Origin of the sequence: Mycobacterium sp. DL440 (assembly GCF_011745145.1) — a bacterium.
Taxonomy (GTDB): Bacteria; Actinomycetota; Actinomycetes; order Mycobacteriales; family Mycobacteriaceae; genus Mycobacterium.
In genome coordinates, this window is the sequence record NZ_CP050191.1 from 5,757,346 (window position 1) to 5,776,261 (window position 18,916).

At 62.7% G+C, this 18,916-nt stretch carries 12 protein-coding genes and 1 pseudogene; 10 read left to right on the plus strand and 3 right to left on the minus strand.

The genetic code is table 11. The features are described 5' to 3' along the window. Positions 1–72: 72 nt before the first annotated feature. From HBE63_RS28020 to HBE63_RS28060, 9 genes and pseudogenes are all read left to right on the plus strand, one after another. The gene (locus tag HBE63_RS28020) at positions 73–1,623 is read left to right on the plus strand and encodes a class I adenylate-forming enzyme family protein (protein WP_166908136.1); all 1,551 of its coding nucleotides are present in this window, start codon (positions 73–75) and stop codon (positions 1,621–1,623) included. Continuing rightward, a complete protein-coding gene (locus tag HBE63_RS28025; protein WP_055111263.1) occupies positions 1,620–2,405 on the plus strand; it encodes a crotonase/enoyl-CoA hydratase family protein in 786 nt (261 codons plus the stop codon). Before HBE63_RS28020 ends, HBE63_RS28025 begins: the two co-directional genes overlap by 4 nt. 1 nt (position 2,406) lies before the next feature. Then, positions 2,407–2,916, plus strand: a pseudogene (locus HBE63_RS28030) (SDR family NAD(P)-dependent oxidoreductase); the annotation flags it as partial. Between the two features lie 76 nt (positions 2,917–2,992). Further along, positions 2,993–4,204: an acetyl-CoA C-acetyltransferase gene (locus HBE63_RS28035; protein WP_166908138.1), complete on the plus strand. Its 1,212-nt coding sequence runs from the start codon at positions 2,993–2,995 to the stop codon at positions 4,202–4,204. Between the two features lie 15 nt (positions 4,205–4,219). Further along, positions 4,220–6,355, plus strand: a complete 2,136-nt coding sequence (locus HBE63_RS28040; RefSeq protein WP_166908140.1) for a 3-hydroxyacyl-CoA dehydrogenase NAD-binding domain-containing protein — start codon at positions 4,220–4,222, stop codon at positions 6,353–6,355. A gap of 2,492 nt (positions 6,356–8,847) precedes the next feature. Further along, positions 8,848–10,326: a DUF3375 family protein gene (locus HBE63_RS28045; protein WP_371815062.1), complete on the plus strand. Its 1,479-nt coding sequence runs from the start codon at positions 8,848–8,850 to the stop codon at positions 10,324–10,326. Next, positions 10,323–11,060: a DUF4194 domain-containing protein gene (locus tag HBE63_RS28050; protein WP_166908142.1), complete on the plus strand. Its 738-nt coding sequence runs from the start codon at positions 10,323–10,325 to the stop codon at positions 11,058–11,060. Before HBE63_RS28045 ends, HBE63_RS28050 begins: the two co-directional genes overlap by 4 nt. Then, positions 11,047–14,415, plus strand: a complete 3,369-nt coding sequence (locus HBE63_RS28055; RefSeq protein ID WP_166908144.1) for an ATP-binding protein — start codon at positions 11,047–11,049, stop codon at positions 14,413–14,415. The genes HBE63_RS28050 and HBE63_RS28055 overlap by 14 nt, the downstream gene beginning before the upstream one ends. A 5-nt stretch (positions 14,416–14,420) precedes the next feature. Next, the gene (locus HBE63_RS28060) at positions 14,421–15,662 is read left to right on the plus strand and encodes a Wadjet anti-phage system protein JetD domain-containing protein (protein ID WP_166908146.1); all 1,242 of its coding nucleotides are present in this window, start codon (positions 14,421–14,423) and stop codon (positions 15,660–15,662) included. Between the two features lie 18 nt (positions 15,663–15,680). Here the strand turns inward: HBE63_RS28060 and HBE63_RS28065 are convergent, their stop codons facing one another. From HBE63_RS28065 to HBE63_RS28075, 3 genes are read right to left on the minus strand one after another with little or no spacing between them, the layout of a single operon-like run. Further along, positions 15,681–16,298: a hypothetical protein gene (locus HBE63_RS28065; protein WP_166908148.1), complete on the minus strand. Its 618-nt coding sequence runs from the start codon at positions 16,296–16,298 to the stop codon at positions 15,681–15,683. Next, positions 16,285–17,394, minus strand: a complete 1,110-nt coding sequence (locus HBE63_RS28070; RefSeq protein WP_166908150.1) for a macro domain-containing protein — start codon at positions 17,392–17,394, stop codon at positions 16,285–16,287. The genes HBE63_RS28065 and HBE63_RS28070 overlap by 14 nt, the downstream gene beginning before the upstream one ends. A 19-nt stretch (positions 17,395–17,413) precedes the next feature. After that, positions 17,414–18,004, minus strand: coding sequence for a DUF4433 domain-containing protein (locus tag HBE63_RS28075; protein WP_166908152.1), 591 nt, complete (start codon positions 18,002–18,004; stop codon positions 17,414–17,416). Positions 18,005–18,238: 234 nt separating this feature from the next. Here HBE63_RS28075 and HBE63_RS28080 point away from each other — a divergent pair, with 234 nt between their 5' ends. Then, entirely contained in the window at positions 18,239–18,889 is a 651-nt protein-coding gene (locus tag HBE63_RS28080) for a hypothetical protein (protein WP_166908154.1), read from the plus strand. Positions 18,890–18,916: the final 27 nt, after the last annotated feature.

Sequence of the window (18,916 nt, forward strand, 5' to 3'; positions counted from 1 at the left end):
TGACCTAGTAAACCATGTCGATTAAGTTAAACAGAATACTGATTAGGGAAACGGTCTATCTGGAAAGTGACAATGACGAGCATCGAAGAAGCGTTGGGAAGGCTGTGGGACGCCAACGATCACGCGCGCATGCTGCAATGTGACGAGCATTGGGAGTCCTGGGGTCGTGTCCGCACGCTGACCGAGCGGATCGACAAGGAGTTGACCGAGGCGGGGTGCGGTGAGGGCGGCCGGGTTGCGGTCGTGCTGCCGAATCGCATGGAGTCGGTCGCCGCCCTCATCGCGATCTTCCGGGGTGGACGCACTCTGGTGACCATCAGTCCGCTGCAACCACCGGAGCGGTTGAGTGCCGACCTGGCTGCCGCCGAAGTGGCCTACGTCCTGGCGCCGCAGGCGTTGTGGGCGGAAGCTGTGTTCGGCCGGACGGTCGGGGATCTCGGTGCCACCGGGTGGAGCCTCGAGGGCGATGATGTGATCGCGCAGGCTCGGGGACGCGCGCAGGCCGACCACGGCGATTCCGCCGTCGCGATCGAGATGCTGACGTCGGGTACGACAGGTCCTCCGAAACGTATTCCCTTGACCCGGGCCCAGTTGGAGGTCGCACTTGCGGCTGCGCTGCAACACAACGACCGGCCCGGGTCCCGCACCAAACCGCCGCTGTCGGGAACCGTCGGCCTGGTGACACTGCCCATCGTTCATATCGGCGGCCTCTGGTCGCTGCTGCAGTCCCTGGTCGCCGCCCGACCGATTGCGATGTTGGATCGGTTCACGGTTCAGGGCTGGCACTCGGTGGTCAAGGAGCACAGGCCCGCCCTCGCGGGTTTGCCGCCCGCAGCCATCAGATCGGTCCTCGATTCCGATGTTCCGGCCGAGGATCTGGCGAGTATCCGCACCATCAACGCGGGTACCAGCCCGGTGGATCCTGAACTGGTCGAGGCCTTCTTCGAGCGTTACGGCATTCCGATCCTCGTCGTCTACGGCGCGACAGAGTTCTCCGGCGCCGTGGCCGGGTGGACGGTGAAGGACTTCCATGCTCGGCGGGCGGAGAAGAAGGGCAGCGTGGGACGCGCGTTCCCCGGCGTCCGGCTGCAGATCGTAGATGAGGACGGCGCCGTGCTCGGTCCGGATGAGAGTGGCAGGCTGCAAGTGGCGACTCCGCAGACCGGGCGCGCGGACGAGTGGGTCACCACCAGCGATCTTGCGCACTTGGATGCCGACGGCTTCCTCTACATCGACGGTCGCGCCGACGACGTCATCGTCCGTGGCGGGTTCAAGGTGGCACCGGAGATCGTCGTGCGGGCCCTGCGTGGGCATCCGGCCGTAGCCGATGCGGCCGTGGCGCCCATCCCGGATCACCGTTTGGGCCAGATCCCGGTTGCCGCAGTCGAATTGCGGTCAGGAGCAGAAACCGATGGTGAGGCATTGCGTCAGCACTGCCGTACCCAGCTCACGCCGTATGAGGTGCCCACCCAGGTGTTCGTGGTCGATGCGCTACCCCGGGGTGCGGCACTGAAGGTGGACCGTAGGCGTCTGCTGGCCATGCTGGCGGAGCTCGGTGCCGGACAGATCGACGACAACTCCCACTCACAGAACGCCAACAATCCGCAGAAGGAGAATTCATGACTGATGCCGCCATTGTGGAGCGCAGAGGCAACGTCGCGCTCATCACGATCAACCGTCCGGAGGCCCGCAACGCGGTCAACGGCGCGGTGAGCATTGCCGTCGGCAATGCATTGGAGGCCGCACAGAACGACCCCGAGGTCTGGGTGGTCGTGCTCACCGGGGCCGGAGACAAATCCTTCTGTGCCGGCGCGGATCTGAAGGCGATCTCGCGCGGGGAGGACCTCTTCCACGACACAAACCCGGAGTGGGGCTTCGCCGGTTACGTAAATCACTTCATCGACAAGCCCACCATCGCCGCGGTCAATGGCACCGCTTTGGGCGGTGGCTCGGAGCTGGCGCTGGCCAGTGATCTGGTGGTCGCCGGCGAAACTGCCAGCTTCGGCCTACCTGAGGTCAAGCGTGGCTTGATCGCCGGTGCGGGCGGGGTATTCCGGATCATCGAACAGCTGCCTCGCAAGGTGGCGCTCGAACTCGTGTTCACCGGAGAGCCGATCGCCGCCGATGAGGCGCTGCGGTGGGGGTTGATCAACCAAGTGGTACCCGACGGCAACGTGGTGGAAGCTGCGCTCGCGCTCGCCGAGCGGATCACCGTGAACGCGCCGCTGTCGGTGCAGGCCAGCAAGCGGGTCGCCTACGCCGCCGACAACGGCGTGATCGCCCATGAGGAGCCCAAGTGGGCGCGTACTCAGCGCGAGTTCACCGCGCTACTGAAATCCGAAGACGCACAGGAAGGCCCGTTGGCCTTCGCGCAGAAACGTCAACCCGTATGGAAGGCACGCTGACATGGGTCGTGTAGAAGGAAAAGTCATTCTGGTCACCGGTGGCGCCCGCGGTCAGGGTCGTAGCCACGCGGTCAAACTGGCCGAGGAGGGTGCCGACATCATCCTCTTCGACATCTGCCACGACATCGAGACCAACGAGTACGCGCTGGCGACGTCCCGCGATCTCGAAGAAGCCGGCCTGGAGGTGGAGAAGACGGGTCGCAAGGCCTACACCGCCGAGGTTGATGTACGCGACCGCGCGGCCGTAAACCGCGAACTCGCCAATGCGGTAGCAGAATTCGGCAAGCTCGACGTGGTCGTCGCCAATGCCGGGATCTGTCCGCTGGGTGCGAATCTCCCGGTTGTGGCCTTCGCTGACGCCTTCGACGTGGACTTCGTCGGCGTGGTCAACACGGTGCATGCCGCACTGCCCTATCTGAAGCCCGGAGCGTCGATCATCACCACGGGTTCGGTCGCGGGTCTCATTGCCGCCAAGATGCCGCCCGGGGCGGCGGGGCCGCAGGGGCCGGGCGAGCAAGTAAGAGGCCGATCGGGAGGCTGTCGTTTCACGATCTGCAAGTACCAACGCCACATGGCAGGGAGTTGATATGTCTGAAGAAGCGTTCATTTACGAGGCGATCCGTACCCCGCGGGGGAAACAGCGCGGTGGTGCGCTGACCGAGATCCGACCAGTCGCGTTGGTGGTGGGGCTCATTGACGAGCTCCGGGCCCGGTTCCCCGGCCTGGATGAGACGTTGATCAGCGATATCTTGCTCGGTGTAGTGACACCGATCCGCGAGCAAGGCGGCGACATCGCCCGCACTGTCGCTATTGCGGCAGGCATGCCCGACACGACCGGCGGGGTTCAGCTGAACCGGTTTTGTGGGTCGGGTCTTGAGGCAGTCAACATGGCCGCGCAGAAGGTTCGTTCCGGCTGGGACGACCTGGTGCTGGCCGGCGGTGTCGAGTCGATGAGCCGCATCACAATGCTTTCCGACGGTGGCGCCATGTTCAACGACGTCGCTTTTACCTACGATCACCGTATCGCCCCGCAGGGCATCGGCGCCGACCTAATCGCCACCATCGAGGGCTTCTCCCGCGATGACGTCGACGCTTACGCGGCGCGGTCGCAGGAGCGTGCGGCGGCGGCCTGGTCCGGCGGCTACTTCGCCAAGTCGGTCGTCCCGGTCAAGGATCAGAACGGCCTCGTCGTGCTGGACCACGACGAGCACATGCGGCCCGGCACCACTGCGGCTGACCTGGGCAAGCTGAAGTCCGCGTTCGAGGGCCTGGGCGCCATGGGCGGCTTCGACGACGTGGCGCTGCAGCGCTACCACTACGTCGAGAAGATCAACCACGTCCACACCGGCGGCAACAGCTCGGGCATCGTCGACGGCGCCGCGCTGGTGTTGATTGGGTCCGAGAAAGCTGGTGTCTCTCAGGGGCTGACGCCGCGGGCTCGCATCGTGGCGACGGCTACCAGCGGCGCTGATGCGACGATCATGCTGACCGGCCCGCAGCCAGCCACCCGCAAAGTGTTGGATCGTGCCGGCCTGACCGTCGATGACATCGACCTGTTCGAGCTCAACGAGGCGTTCGCCTCGGTGGTGCTGAAGTTCCAGAAGGACCTCAACATCCCCGACGAGAAGCTCAACGTCAACGGTGGCGCCATCGCGATGGGCCACCCGCTGGGCGCCACCGGCGCCATGATCACCGGAACCATGGTCGACGAGCTCGAGCGTCGCGGTGCGCGGCGTGCCCTGATCACGCTGTGTATCGGCGGCGGCATGGGCGTGGCCACCATCATCGAGCGCGTCTGAGAGGTCTGAAAAACAATGGCTGAGAACACCATTCAGTGGGACAAGGATGCCGACGGCATCGTCACCCTGACGTTGGACGACCCGACCGGTTCGGCCAACGTGATGAACGACGATTTTCAGAATTCGATCCATCGCGCAGTGCAGCGCCTTGTTGCTGAGCAGGATTCGATCACCGGTGTGGTGATCACCAGTGCGAAGAAGACCTTCTTCGCGGGTGGTGACCTCAAATGGATGATGAGCCTCGATCAGAGCGACGCCGCTGAGGCGTTTGACACCGTGGAACGTGTCAAGGCTGATCTGCGCAAGCTGGAGACCCTGCCCAAGCCCGTCGTGGCCGCGATCAACGGCGCCGCGCTCGGCGGTGGCCTGGAGATCGCGCTGGCGACCAACCACCGCATCGCCGCCGACGTCAAGGGCAGCCAGATCGGTCTGCCCGAGGTGACCCTGGGCCTGCTGCCCGGTGGTGGCGGCGTGGCCCGCAGCGTGCGCATGTTCGGTATCCAGAAGGCCTTCATGGAGGTCCTCTCGCAGGGCACCCGCTTCAACCCGGCCAAGGCCAAGGAGACCGGTCTGGTCGACGAGCTGGTCGGTTCGGTCGATGAGCTGATCCCGGCCGCAAAGGCGTGGATCAAGGCCAACCCCGAGGCCGACACCCAGCCGTGGGACGTCAAGGGCTACAAGATCCCTGGCGCAGAGGAGCTAGCAGCGGTCTTGCCGTCGATGGGGTCGAACCTGCGCAGCCAGCTCAAAGGTGCCCCGGTGCCCGCCCTTCGGGCGATCCTTGCCGCCGCTGTCGAGGGTGCCCAGGTCGACTTCGACACCGCCAGCCGCATCGAGAGCCGCTACTTTTCCGAGGTGGCTACCAGCCAGACCGCCAAGAACATGATTCAGGCGTTCTTCCTGGACCTGCAGGCCATCAACGGCGGCGCCTCGCGTCCCGAGGGCATCGCCAAGCAGGAGATCCGCAAGATCGGTGTGCTGGGTGCGGGCATGATGGGCGCCGGTGTCGCCTACGTGTCGGCCAAGGCCGGCTACGACGTGGTGCTCAAGGACGTCAGCATCGAGGCCGCCGAACGCGGGAAGGACTATTCGAGGAAGCTGGAAGCCAAGGCGATCGGCCGCGGCGTCAGCACAGAGGAACAAGCAGCTGCGTTGCTCGGTCGGATCATTCCGACCGCTGATCCGCAGGATCTCAAGGGCGTCGACTTCGTGATCGAGGCCGTGTTCGAGAACTCCGAACTCAAGCACAAGGTGTTCCAGGAGATCGAGGACATCGTCGAGCCCAACGCGCTGCTCGGCTCGAACACCTCCACGCTGCCGATCACCGGTCTGGCGACCGGCGTGAAGCGCCAGGAGGACTTCATCGGTATCCACTTTTTCTCACCCGTCGACAAGATGCCGCTGGTGGAGATCATCAAGGGCGAGAAGACCTCTGACGAGGCCCTGGCCCGCGTGTTCGACTACACCCTGGCCATCCGCAAGACCCCGATCGTGGTCAACGACAGCCGCGGCTTCTTCACCAGCCGCGTCATCATGACCTTCGTGCGGGAAGCCATGGCCATGCTGGCCGAGGGCGTCGCACCGACGAGCATCGAGCAAGCGGGTGGCCAGGCCGGCTACCCGGCGCCGCCGCTGCAACTGCTCGACGAACTCAACCTCGAACTGCTCCAGAAAGTTTCGATCGAGACCCGCAAGGCGGTCGAGGCCGACGGCAACACCTATACGCCGCACCCCGGTGAGGCCGTGGTGGAGAAGATGATCGAGCTCGGCCGCCCCTCGCGCCTGAAGGGTGCCGGCTTCTACTCCTACGTCGACGGCAAGCGGACCCAGCTGTGGCCCGGCCTGCGCGAGACGTTCAACTCCGGATCCTCGCAGATCCCGCTGCAGGACATGATCGACCGCATGCTGTTCGCCGAGGCGCTGGAGACCCAGAAGTGCCTCGACGAGGGCGTGCTCACCTCGACCGCTGACGCGAACATCGGCTCGATCATGGGTATCGGCTACCCCGCCTACACCGGTGGCTCGGCCCAGTTCATCGTCGGCTACCAGGGTGAGCTCGGCGTCGGCAAGGCAGCCTTCGTCGCCCGCGCCAAGGAACTGGCCGCCCGCTACGGCGACCGCTTCCTGCCTCCGATCTCGTTAACCGAATAGCTAGCTGCAAGGGTCCAGAGTCCACCGGACCCTGCGCTATCGGCAAACACAGCCCGGTCTCTGAGCTGACAGTGTCGTGCTGTGCCACGTGTGTCTGGCGGCGCCTGTCCATTCATGCTGGGTCGACTGACGACAGAACGTGAGTGCCGCTGGGAGAGCGCCATTACCGATGCGTTCGGGACGGCGCTGGCTATCCAGTCCCGATGGGGGAAGCAACTCCTCCTGGTGGTAGGCGCAAAGATGCTGGCTTTCGCGCACCCTAAATCTGAGCACGTCCACCCCCGCAGAGGGGGCGCGTCACCTTCGGATTCAAGGAGGCTCAGATGTGGGTAGTTGAGCGAAGCGATAGCGGTCATCGTTCGGCGTGGGCCACCGGCCGCGACGCCAAGCACTACATCCAATGCTTGGGGATGGTGAGTCCGATCGCGCCGTACACATTTGATGTTTGCCTCTCATCGGGTGAGCACATTGTCGCCTTGATGGTCAGGAATTGAAGGTGGCCGGTTGCAGTGACGGCACTGGACGGCCAGCCGCATCGCCGTCCGATTGCGACGACCCGGCGAGAGCACGAATGCAGCACGGGATGGGAGCGATCAGAAGGAGAACGTCATGAGCCGCGGTATTGGCGCTGTCGGTCGGTCAGCGCCCCCTTGCCGGCCACCGTCGACACGCGATTCGTCAGCCGACAGTCGCCCTGCGGCGCTTCATACGAAGCGGACTTTCTCGTGAACCGGTCGCAGGAGCTTTCGCTGGCATGGGATTTGGTGGACTCAGCGACACAATATGTTCGCCCCGATACACGCGCGTGGTTGTGCGCACACATCGGTGCCGGGGAGCTGGACACTGCCATTCGAACGGTTCTGCCGCGCCTTGCGGCTCACAAGGCCGAGCTGCCGGAGGGAGTTGTCGTCGGTCTGCAGGAATGGCTGCGAGGGTACGAGGGCAGCGCGAGTGAGGATGCACTGCGCGTGCTCGTCGCTCAGCTCAGGGTGTCGGCACCCACCACCGAATGCCAGTGCGTGAATCGCCCCTCCCTATCACGGATGACTGTGGTACGAGCACTCACACGTCCGACCCGTCGGACGTAGTGCGGGCATTCCTGAGTGACGCACAGATACCTAGCCATGAGCTGCGCTTTGGTGGGCGCATATCACGACAAACTCTTATGTCAGAGTGTCACCGGTTACAGCGCCGAGCGCCGTTTCAACGATTGCCGGCTCGGCCAACTGGAAGCTCGTCTGCATGCATTCCCCTGGGCCCCTGACCACTTCGCCGCTGTACTCCCGTGAACCTGTAGAAGCTCGATACCAGCCGCTGGCTGTTGTCTAGTGCATCGAAAGGTTGTGGAGCCGGTGGCTCACTCCGCGGTTTATCCCGGTAGACCTTGCTCCTCCGGGGGCAGCGGAGCCGGTCCTTTGATGCCAGGAACAGCCATGGGAATCTCGGGTTCCGGCGGTGGAGTGGTGGCCGTCATCGTTGCTCCGGTCTGCATCGGAGACGACGGCCCGGAGCCGAGGAGCGAGGCACGGTGATCTTGTTGAGGACTCGCGGTCCCAAGCACACTCACAGCAATAGCAGCAATTCCACCGATCGCTGCAGAGACTTTGACGCCGATTCTGGACATGTCGCACCAGTCCTTGCAATATATAGTATGTCTATATATATCGTGAAACGTTCCGGTGCAGGCGTCTATTCCCAATGGGGACCCAGATCGTTGATCGATCGCTGCTGTCGCTGAGTGTGGAAACGGTCGCGGTGACACTTGCCGAGGTCGTGTTGTGCAGCGATCTCGGTGCGCGTGATTCGACTAACTACATCGCGAATTGAGGATGTCCTCGAGCGCAAGTCGGACTATGGCGGAACTGCGGCCATGCTGTGGTCCCGCACCAGGGACACACGTCCTGCGCTGCCAAAATAGCAACCACCTTGCGCCTTGCGTGCTCTCCGCGGAGGCCTTGCAGGCCGACATGCCTAGCGGCCGAAGTTAACTCGGCGAATCGACTGCACCAGTCGATTCTGAGAAGGGTCTATTGCCTGACTCTGGGGCGTGGGTACGCACCTCCTGCACGTCGCAGTCCGACGAAGGCGTGATTATCGGCGCGATATATTCGGGAGTTATCGGCGTTCATGTTCACCAGCAAAGGACGCAACTTGAGCTGGCACGGGACCGGCTACCTGCGGTCGGGCAAGCTACGGCCCGATTCATCGAGTGACGAAATCGACCTCGGCACTTTTCACAGCTTTGTCCTCTCGCCCAGGCCCAGCCGTCAGCGATTTGGCGGCCGGATGGATCGGGGTCTACTTGATCCCGATGATTCCGTTCGAGAACGACACCGGTACCGACTGATCTAGCGAGGCCCCCGAGTCTGCGGAGCAACCGGGTCGATGACAGCGACCTTCCCCGTTGCCAGGCGCAATCTGCGAAGAATTGACCGTCGAACAGGGGCGCGATTTGTTTCGATCTGGCATTTGTGTCAGACCTCGCCGCCATGATGTTGGGAAGCAGATGGCTGAGGAGGGGCCCGCTGGTGAATGCGACGTTAGACGAACTGTTTACTCAGAACGAGGAGCTCCAGCGGTCGCGTGCTGTGCGGCTGCTAGCGGCGAAGAACTTGGCTCCGTACGTCACGTTGATGGAGCGTCACCTCGACCACAGCATCAAGGTTGCTGAATCGGAGCTGGTTGCCCGCCTGGGGCAGGACATGGCTGGTGTCGGGCTCGGCGAGATGCCGCCGCTCAATTTGATCAAGAGTTGGGCGAGCGACGGGTGGCTCAACCGGGTGTCTGACGGAGCTGGCGCCGGCGCGCAAAACGTGTGCTCACTGACCGAGGACGCACGCAGCGCACTGGCATTCCTGCGGCGGCTGCGGCGAGAGGACACCGTGGCCACCGGCGGGTCGATCATGGCGATCGAAGCGGGACTCAAACGTGTAGCGGGACAACTCGATGACGACCCACAGCGGGTCAAAGACGAGATTGAGGCACAGATTGTGCACCTGTATGAGCAGCTTGACGAGCTGGCTGACGGAAGCCGCCCAGAACCGGACCTGGTTAACCTTGAGGATGAGGCAAGGTTGATCGCCTTCCAGATGGAGCAGGTGATCACCGATATCGTCCGCTATGGCAGTCGGCAGAATGAGATCACTACGGGGCTAATTGATACCGACGACTCGGATTCGGGGTTCCGAGAGCAGAGTCATCAGCTGTTTTCCGAGTACGGGGAACTGTTTGGGTCACGGGAGAAGGCGTCGTATGCCGAGTTCACCCGGTTGGTCCAGGACCCCGACAAGCGGGCGCGGCTACGCGGCGATATCGCGCTGGTGGTAGAGCATCTGCCGCAGCTTGATATCGGTCTGCGCGAGGTCATGACGAATTTCTTCCGGTTGGTGTCGGCGCAGATCGCCGAAGTGTCGCGCATCGAACAGCGGTGTGCGCTGCGGATCAAGCGATTCTTCGCGGCAGGTACTGCCGAGCAGGCGCGCGGCGTTGCTCGCCAGCTCAACGAGGCGATCCTCAGTGGACACGCATTGCTGCGCAAGTCGGTGGTGGATTCGCCGATTGATGTGCAGTTGCCGGTGGGCCGCTCTGCCGTATCGTCAATTGGCGCATCGACGTTCGACATCAAAGATCTGCGTCCGCCGAAGGCCGCGGTAGAGGCCCCCTCAGTGGTCGACGTCAGTCAGTTCGCTGCCTTGGCGACCAGGGTGGATATGGCCGAGCTCGCCCGCCTGGTGAACACCGCGGTAGCTGTGGGACCGGTATCCCTTCCGGAGATGATTGGGATGGTCGATGCTCCGTACTTAGGTGATGTCGTAGTGCTCTGGGCGATGGCCCGAAAGCAGGACCGTACCGAAGAGGTATTCGGAGTCCGAGTCCGGTTCAAGTCGATCGATGGCCGCGACCGTGCGGTGTCGGTTCCGCCGCTGGTCTTCACCGAACCTGTTGCGGTGGCTGAGGGGATCGAGCCATGACCCTTATGGACGGCTTTGGCTTCGACGATCTCCCCGAGGTTGATCTGATGGCACCGGCTGCGCTGCCGGGCATGCGGGCGCCGCGGTTCGAGGACGACAGCAGTGAGCTGCCCGACAAAGCATGCTGGGCTCTGCAGAATCTGCTGACGCGCCGCTACCTGACCAAGGAGGCCAATCGCGAACCGTGGGCATGGATGATGGAGCACCGCAAAGTCATTGCCTCACGGGTCTCCGAATTGGACCTGCGGTTGAGGATCGCGGAGGACCTGGAGGTCGCCTACCTGGAACCAGCGGTGATGGAGAATCCCGCCACATACAGCCGCAAGGTGCTTCGCCGCGAGCCGTTGGGCACCTACGCCTCCATCATCGCCCTGCACCTGGCCAAAATCTCCCGGACCTCACACGACGAGCACGTCTTGATCAGCCGTGACGATATCCACGAACTGTTTGCCAACGTCAGCCACGGCGTCGACCGCGATGAAGCTATGATGGGCGGTCGCATCGACGAGGCCATCAAACGTCTAGCTAAAGCAGAGATGCTCATGCCGAGCCGCAACGACGAATACAGCTACACGATCAGCCCCATAGTCCTGGCCATCATGTCCGCCCAAATGATCGAAGCGCTCCAGCGTTCCTACGACCAACTCCTGCGCGGCGACGGTGACGACGGCAGCGGTGATGTGACCTCGCTTGAGGTCGTTGAGGAGCAAGAGGACCTCGATGACAACGAATAATGCTGTGGGCAAGCAGTTTTGGCTGTCACGACTACAAATCATCAACTGGGGTGTCTTCGACGACTACCACACCATGGCGTTCACGAGGTACGGGACGTTGATCACCGGTCAATCAGGAACTGGCAAGTCATCGCTACTGGATGCGATCTCATTGGCGTTTTTGTCCTCAGCTCGGCGAAACTTCAATGCCTCCAGCGACACCACCGCCGCAGGATCTGGCCTGGGAAAGCGCACCGTCGACAAATACGTGCGAGGGCTGTGGGGAGAGCTGAAAAACCCCGGCGAAAGAGCTAAACAGATGTACCTGCGCGGGACGGGCGCCGCCTGGTCGGCGATCGCGATCACCTACAGCGGCACAGACGGGTCCACCGTGACCGGCCTGGTCCTCAAATGGCTTGCAGCAGGAACGGACACCGATTCATCGAGCCGCTGGTTCCTCATTCACGACGCTCCCGACATCCGCACCTTGTGCAATACTTGGGCCACCCGCAACTACTCGTCAGCGGTCTTCGAGGGCGCCGGATGGAAACCGTTCAAACACGAACGCCCATACCTCGATCAGCTGTATGCCATCATCGGTATCCAAGGATCAGCCGCCGCCCAGCAGCTACTCGGCAAAGCGAAATCACTCAAAAGCGTAGGTGGACTGGAACAATTCGTCCGCGAGTATATGCTCGACGAACCCGAATCCTTGACCGGTGTCGCTGACGCCCTCGGTCAGATCACGCCGCTCGTCGAAGCCCGCAACGCCCTGGCGGTCGTGACCCGGCAACGCAATACTCTTGGGGACATCGAACAGATTCAACTTACGTATGCCGGCGATGCCGCCCAATTAGCCGCTGTCGACGTTGTCGACCCGCAGATGGTGCGCGCATGGATCGACCACCAGCGCCTGGCGCAGGCCCGCCCGGAAATCGATAGCCTCACCGACGAGATCAACCGTCTCGGCGCAGAGCGCGACACTCTGATAACAGAGCAGGATGAGCTCACCGGCAAGCGCGACGAACTCATGGCGCGAATTAACCAGGTAAACAGGGACTTAGCGCCTCTCAAAATTGAGATCGCCCGAGCCAAAAAGGATTCCGAACAAGTCGACGCCTTGCGCGCACGCTACGACACACTGTTGGACGAACTGGGCTATTCCGAGCTTCAGGTGGAGAACGCTGCGGACTTTGAGACCATGCGGGCCGATAGCCAGACCGAGACAATCAGGATCAACAATGAACTGACGGTGGGACGGGACCCATATCTCCGGGCTGCAGGCTTGTTATCGCTTGCGCGCGAACGGCTCTCGGCGGTGTCGGACGAACTTGTGGCCGCTGAGCGGGCCACCACATCAGTGCCCCACGACGAAGATCGCATGCGGGCGATGATCACCGCCGACTTGGGAGTCTCGGCCAAGCATCTGCCATATGTGTGTGAATTACTCGACCTGCGGCCCGGCCAGGAACGTTGGCGTAAAGCAGTGGAGAAAGTGTTGCGGCCCACCGGACTGTGTCTCTTGGTCCCCGACCGCTTTCACCACCGGGTTCTGCAGTTCGTCAACGCTCACCACATGGGTGGACTGCTGCAGATCGAGCGTGTCAGCGCCGACACACTCGCACGGACGCCCGATCCTGGATCGCTGGCCGAATGCCTCAAACTCGCCGACACCCGGAACGAATGTTCCACCACCGCAAACAATCTCATAACGCGAGTCGGCGATTACATTCGTGTGGACAGGACCGAGGATTTCAGTCGGCATCGCCGGGCCGTCACCGACCAAGGACTGCGCCAAGAAAACGAACGCCGCGCAGTCAAAGACGACCGCCGCGAACTGCGACTGTCCGAATACATCTTCCGCGGCGACCCCGAAGAAAAGCGGGCCGCCCTGCGGGCTGAACGCCAACAAGCACTTACGGACCTGGATGATGCCACCGATGCAATGACCACGATGGACACCGACCGCGAGCGACTGAACGCCGAGGCGCGCCGCTGGAGCACGCTCTACGACGACTTCCAGCATTGGAGCCTGATCGACACCGATGCCGCCGACGCGGAAGTCCAACGGCTCGAAGTGCAACTCACCACGCTGATGCAGCAGAATCCGGACCTGCAAGCACTACAGGACCAGTCAGAGGAATACCGCAAGCAGGTCAATGCACGCAACGGTTGCATCGGTGTTCTGGACAACCGAATCGAAGCTCATGACGAGCGCCGCACCGCATTGTTGCGCGTGCTCGAACATGTCAAACCCGCTGAGCTGGGCGCGCATTCGCGTGCTTGCATCGAATCGTACGTGCAGCAGGTTCCGCTGACCCTTGATGTGCTGACACCAGAGCCTTACCGCCACGAACTGTGGCGGCAGATCGAAAAAGAGCAGGCGCTGCTGCGGGAAAGCGTCGCGCGCTCGCGCAGGGATCTGAGCAGAATCCTGACCACCTTCGACCGGGACTTTCCCGAGGCCATACCGAACAACGGTGACAACTTCGACGAGAGGGTGCACGACTACGTCGAGTTGTGCCGGCGGATCGACAGTCGGGACCTGCCCAGCGCACACGAACGGATGCTGCGCCTGATCACCGAGCAGGCTCCCACCGCGGTGCTACGGCTCTACCAGATGGCCGAGGAGGAGGCGCACCGCATCGAAGACCAGATCGCCCGCGTCAATATCGGTTTGGGTGCAGTCGACTTCAACCGCGGGACGCGGTTGACGCTGCGCGCTGACCCCAAACCGCTTCAAGCGGTCGCCGAACTCAAAGAACGGGCCCGCGGCATCTCGTCGCGGATCTCTGACGTCGCGGCGCAGGACCGCAAGGCCGTTCATGACCAGTATCAGGACATTCTTGACCTGCGAAACCTGTTGGCCTCCGAGACCGCTGAAACCCGGCAATGGACCCGCGATGCCCTCGATGTGCGCAACCGGTTCGTGCTGTATTGCGAGGAAAGCGACGCAATCACGGGGACGCCGATCCGCACCTACAGCAACGCGGGTGCCAATTCGGGTGGGGAACAAGAGAAACTGATGGCGTTCTGCTTGGCGGGGGCGTTGAGCTACAACCTGGCCGACGCCGAAGTCGGCGACAATCGACCAGTGTTCTCGCAGTTGATGCTCGATGAAGCGTTTTCCAAGTCCGACCCGCAGTTCGCCCAGCAGGCCCTCTCGGCCCTCCGCAAGTTCGGTTTTCAATTGGTTATTGTGGCGACCGTACAGAACAGCACCACCATCCAGCCCTACATCGACAGCGTGATCATGGTGGCCAAAGACGACCGCCCTGGCGCGCGGCCAGTGGCGTCGACCAAGGTGCTCACCATCGAAGACTTCGCAAACATCGAACCGACCGCCGCCGCCGTGCCCGCGCGGGCGACCTCGTAAGACCCATGCTCACCGTCGAGGACGCCATCGCCGAGGTCATCGAGATATGCCGCGGCAAGATGTTGGCATGGGCACGAGGATTGGGCCTGGGGCCCTTATGCATCGCTCTCCGTCCGCCAAAAAAGCTGCATACCAACGAAGAGACCGTCACCGCGCAACAGGTGTGGGCGACATGGCGGTTAGCCATAGAGGCCGGAATGCCTGGTGAGGTCACCCCGGTGCGCCGCGCAACCCCGCACAAGCTCAACACGGTAGAACTTGCCAGCAAGTGGGAGCTGCCAATCGACGCGGCGTGGAACTACTGCCCCGAGTTGCATAACGAATACCTCTCTGCCGGCGCGCGATTCAGACAAGCCGCCGATCATCCGGCCATAATCTGGGGATCAGCCTCTGAAATTCCGGATGGCGCTGCCACAAAGATTGCTGCGCTCGCGGAGGAGGATTGGGCGCATGCCTTGGAAGTGATCAACCGGCTTGCTGCCGGGCCAGGGCAAGCGATGATGGTGCGCCAACTGGCCGTGCCGGGAGTGCACAGCAAGTGGATCGAACAAAACGCCTCCCTGCTGTGCACATTGATCGGCCTGACCAAGGCGGGCCCAGACGACGGAACGCCACTGGAACGGCTACTGCGGCAAGTCGGTATCCAGGCTAAAGAGGCACCGATACATATCGCGCTGCGCTGCCCCAAACTACGTGCGACCGCCGCACAGCTAGCGGCGTTCCACGCCTCAATTCGGGCGCTCAACAATTCGACGATCGACCCGCCGGTACTGCTCATTATCGAGAATGACGAACTCGGCTACACAATCACCGCAGATATCGACGGTCTCGTCATCATCCACGGCCTCGGCGCCGCCGCGCCGCTACTAGCGGGCCTCAACTGGTGTCACACTGCGCGAGTCTTGTACTGGGGTGACATCGACCGAGCGGGACTGTCCATCCTGGCGACCCTGCGCCGTGCCGGTATCAAGGCAACCTCAGTGCTCATGGATCCCGACACCTTGGACAGATTCGATGACCAAGCCCACAACACCCGAAGCCAAAAAGGCAGCCTGGACGTGCCCGTCGAACTCACCGAGACCGAACGCATGCTTTACCAACAACTTAACGAGCATTACCAGGCAGACGGGGTTGACTGGCAACTCGAGCAGGAGGCGCTTGATCCGCAATACGCTCTCGACGTAATCGCCGCCGCTGCGGAGCATGCACTTGGCGAGAACAAAGCCTCGGGCGAGCAGAACTGCTGACGACGGAAACATCGTCGCTCAGGGCGACGGCACTAGCATGAGGCTCTTTGCGATCTGCCATGCCGCAGCGAGATTTTCGGCACGGTTGCGCCCGGTGACTTCGCCGAGATGTCGGCTGAACCGGCGATCGTTTGGACTGCCATCGTAGTGCTGCATAGATCTGGTTGTATCTGAGCTGCAGGACCACTCGTCCAAGTGCAGGTTGATCGGCGATAACCACTCGTCGATGTCGGCCGCTGGCGGCGGTGTCGGCGCGCTGAAAGTACTGGATTGCTGTTGTCCGGTCCCGAACAACTCACAGCGCTCCTGGTCGGTCAGCAGCGGGATAGCTTCCAGGTCGCTGTCGGTAAACCCGGCCTCAGGGAGTTGCTCAAGAACATGGGCAACCAGTCGAGGCTCCTCTAGTGCTACACCGGACCGGTCGCCATAGACGCGGCCGGTCTCGTTGAGGATTCGGAACATCGTGCGGTAGTGGTAATCCGACAAGTGGCCGCGATCGCACCAGGGGCAGCCCTGATGCGCTGCAGCAGAGTCGAGTTCGTCGGACAAGGCGCCAGACGGGTTGTGAGCTGCTCGATCTTCGTTGCTGTTGACGCCGTCAGCTGCCGTATCCGGATGAATGTCAGCTGTCGACAAGCTCGTCGACCATTTCGGCGGCTTCGTCGTCGAGTTCGACGTCGAGCCAGCCTCGTAGGCCCAGGACCGCGAGTGCGTCGACGATGTCGCTGCGTTCGACTTTTGGGGTTCGGCGGATCTTCCATTGCTCGACTGAGGTGATTACTTCGCTGGCTGTTGGTCGGCGGCCGTATTCGTCGGCCAGGGCGGCGGCGGTGAAGTGGACGGTGGCGGCGACTTCGGCGGTTTTGGTGTTCATGCGTGCCATCAGGTCGACAGTGCGATCGACGGCGGCGCGCCATTGCTCCATGCGGTCGCGGTAGCTGGTGACGGCGTCGCGGTAGGTGGGGCCGACGCGGACGATGAACATGTTGCCGGCTTGCTGTTCGATGGCGAGTCCGTTGTTTTGCAGCCTGGCGAGGTGGCGTTTGAGGGTCGGCGCGAAGGGGCCGTAGCTGTCTTTTTGGAAGTCCAGGCCGGTTGGGATGCCGGTTTGGGAGGCGAAGTAGACGAGCTTTTGGAACATGATGCGCCCGACTGGCCAGTGGTGTTCTTGGCGCTGGAGGCGGTCGAGGATCGCGACGACGGCGACCCATTCGGGGGGCACGTAGCGGTCAGGTACGTCTGGGTCGGCGGGGTCGGCGGCGGGGTGGTCGAGGTCGAGGGCGAGCTGCTCGACGTCGGGTGATTCGCCGTGGGGGACGTAGAGATCGACGGGGATGTCGAGCTGCTGCAGATAGCGCATCAGCGTGGGGCCGACGACTTTCCATTCGAGCTGGCCGTTGCCGCATCCGAGTGGCGGGACCGCGAGGGAGGTGACGCCCCATTCTTTGTAGTGGGCCTGCAGGTATTGGAGGCCTTCGACGATGTCTTGCAGGCGGCTCACGGCGCGCCAGTGGCCTTTGGTCGGGAAGTTGATGATGAGGTGGTCGTCGGCTTTGTATGGGTAGGGGCGGCCGAGTTGCACTTCTTTGCGGTCGCAGCGGGCGACGTAGTCCTTGAACATGTCGGGGTAGCGCTTTTTGAATGCGAGGGCGACGCCTTTGCCCATCACTCCGACGCAGTTGACGGTGTTGACGATGGTTTGTGCGGGTGAGTCCAGGACGTTGCCGGTCACCAGGCGGACGTTGGAACGGTCATCCGAAGAAGACATATCCGTTCACCTCCACTGCTAATTCTGCGCTGACCTTATTGCATCGGCCGATACCGTCGGCGGTGTGCACGTAGCAGCCGGTGATGTGTTCGGGGCCGACCCTGTGCGGCACGAGTACTTCGGCGCTGCGTTGGCGTTTGCGCTCACGTTTGATCCAGGGGTCTGGGTGGTCCCAGGAGTGTGCGTAGACACGTTCGGGATCGAGGCTGGCCAGTCCTGCCGGCGATGCTCCGAACTTCGTGCCTGACGATGCGGCGTTGCCGTCGGCGATCACAACCCCCGGGGTTTCGAGCACGCTATGCGCCACTCGCAACACAACCATGGTCTCTCGCATTCCTCGGCGGTCGTACATCATCGCGTTGCGGGCATCGAAGTAGAGGTTGACGTAGTCGTGGAGTTGCATGCCGCCGGGCACCTGTTTGTCGGCTCGTCGGTCCTGGACACTTTCGTTGGCGATCGACAGGTGTGAGAGGGCTGCGGCGCGGTTGTGGCTGACGATGCCGTGTTGCAGGATCGACGCCAGGTTGGCCAGCGGCGTGATGTAGTGCAGCTCCTGTACCCGGTTGCGGTCCACTCACAGATTGTGCCGTGCGCTCATTCCTTTCCCTCGTTTCCCCTAGCTGGACTGTAGGGGCTTGGTGTGACACGACGAGGGATGTGTGGCTGTTCGGTGGGGTCGGATCGTCGTGCGTGATGCGGAGGGTTGTGTGAGCCGGCGGCTGTGTCGCAACTATTGCAGCGGACTTTAGTTGCGCGTTGTTCATCTTTTTCAGCGCTTTTGGTTGCGATAGCTGGTAGGGTCGCCGTTATGCCCACCGCACTCCCCTCCAGCTCCGGCACTGCCGCTGCTGGACTACTCGCGGCCCACGAGTTGCGCGTACGCATGGCCGAGGACCGCGCGCAGTCTTCGGACCCCGCGTGCTGGCTCCCCGAGCAATCTCAGTGCGATCTGCTCGCCAGGCAGGTGCAGGCGGTGATTGATCGGGCGATCGACGCCGCCACCGAGGTCGTCGAGCGCGAGCTTTACCGGGGCATTCGGGCCGGTGTTGCTGCGCTCCTGGCTCAAAGCTCCGAACCGGCTGCTACCGATGCGCTTGCTCGTATGACCGTCCGGTGGACCGTCGTGGACGGTGAACTCTGCCGGGTCGACGAGCTTGAGGAGGATGTGGATCCGGGCGCGGATGACATGGGCAGTACCTTCGCGCAGCTGCTCGCAATCGGGTTGGCCAACCGGGCCGGCCTTGGTGTGCGCTGGCTCGTGCAGCGGGCCCGCGAGGTCGATGATGAGATCGATCCCGGCAGGGGGGCCGCGCGGTGGGCTGACATCGGCGCGGTCCTGCGAATCACTCCCCAGGCTGCGGCCAAGCGTTTCGGCGGTGACGGATCTATATCGGCCTGCGGTCCGATCTGTGAGGCACTTGAACCTGTGTTGGAATCCGCTGTGCGAAAGCGCATCTAACCTGCACTTTGGGGCCGACGTCGTTAG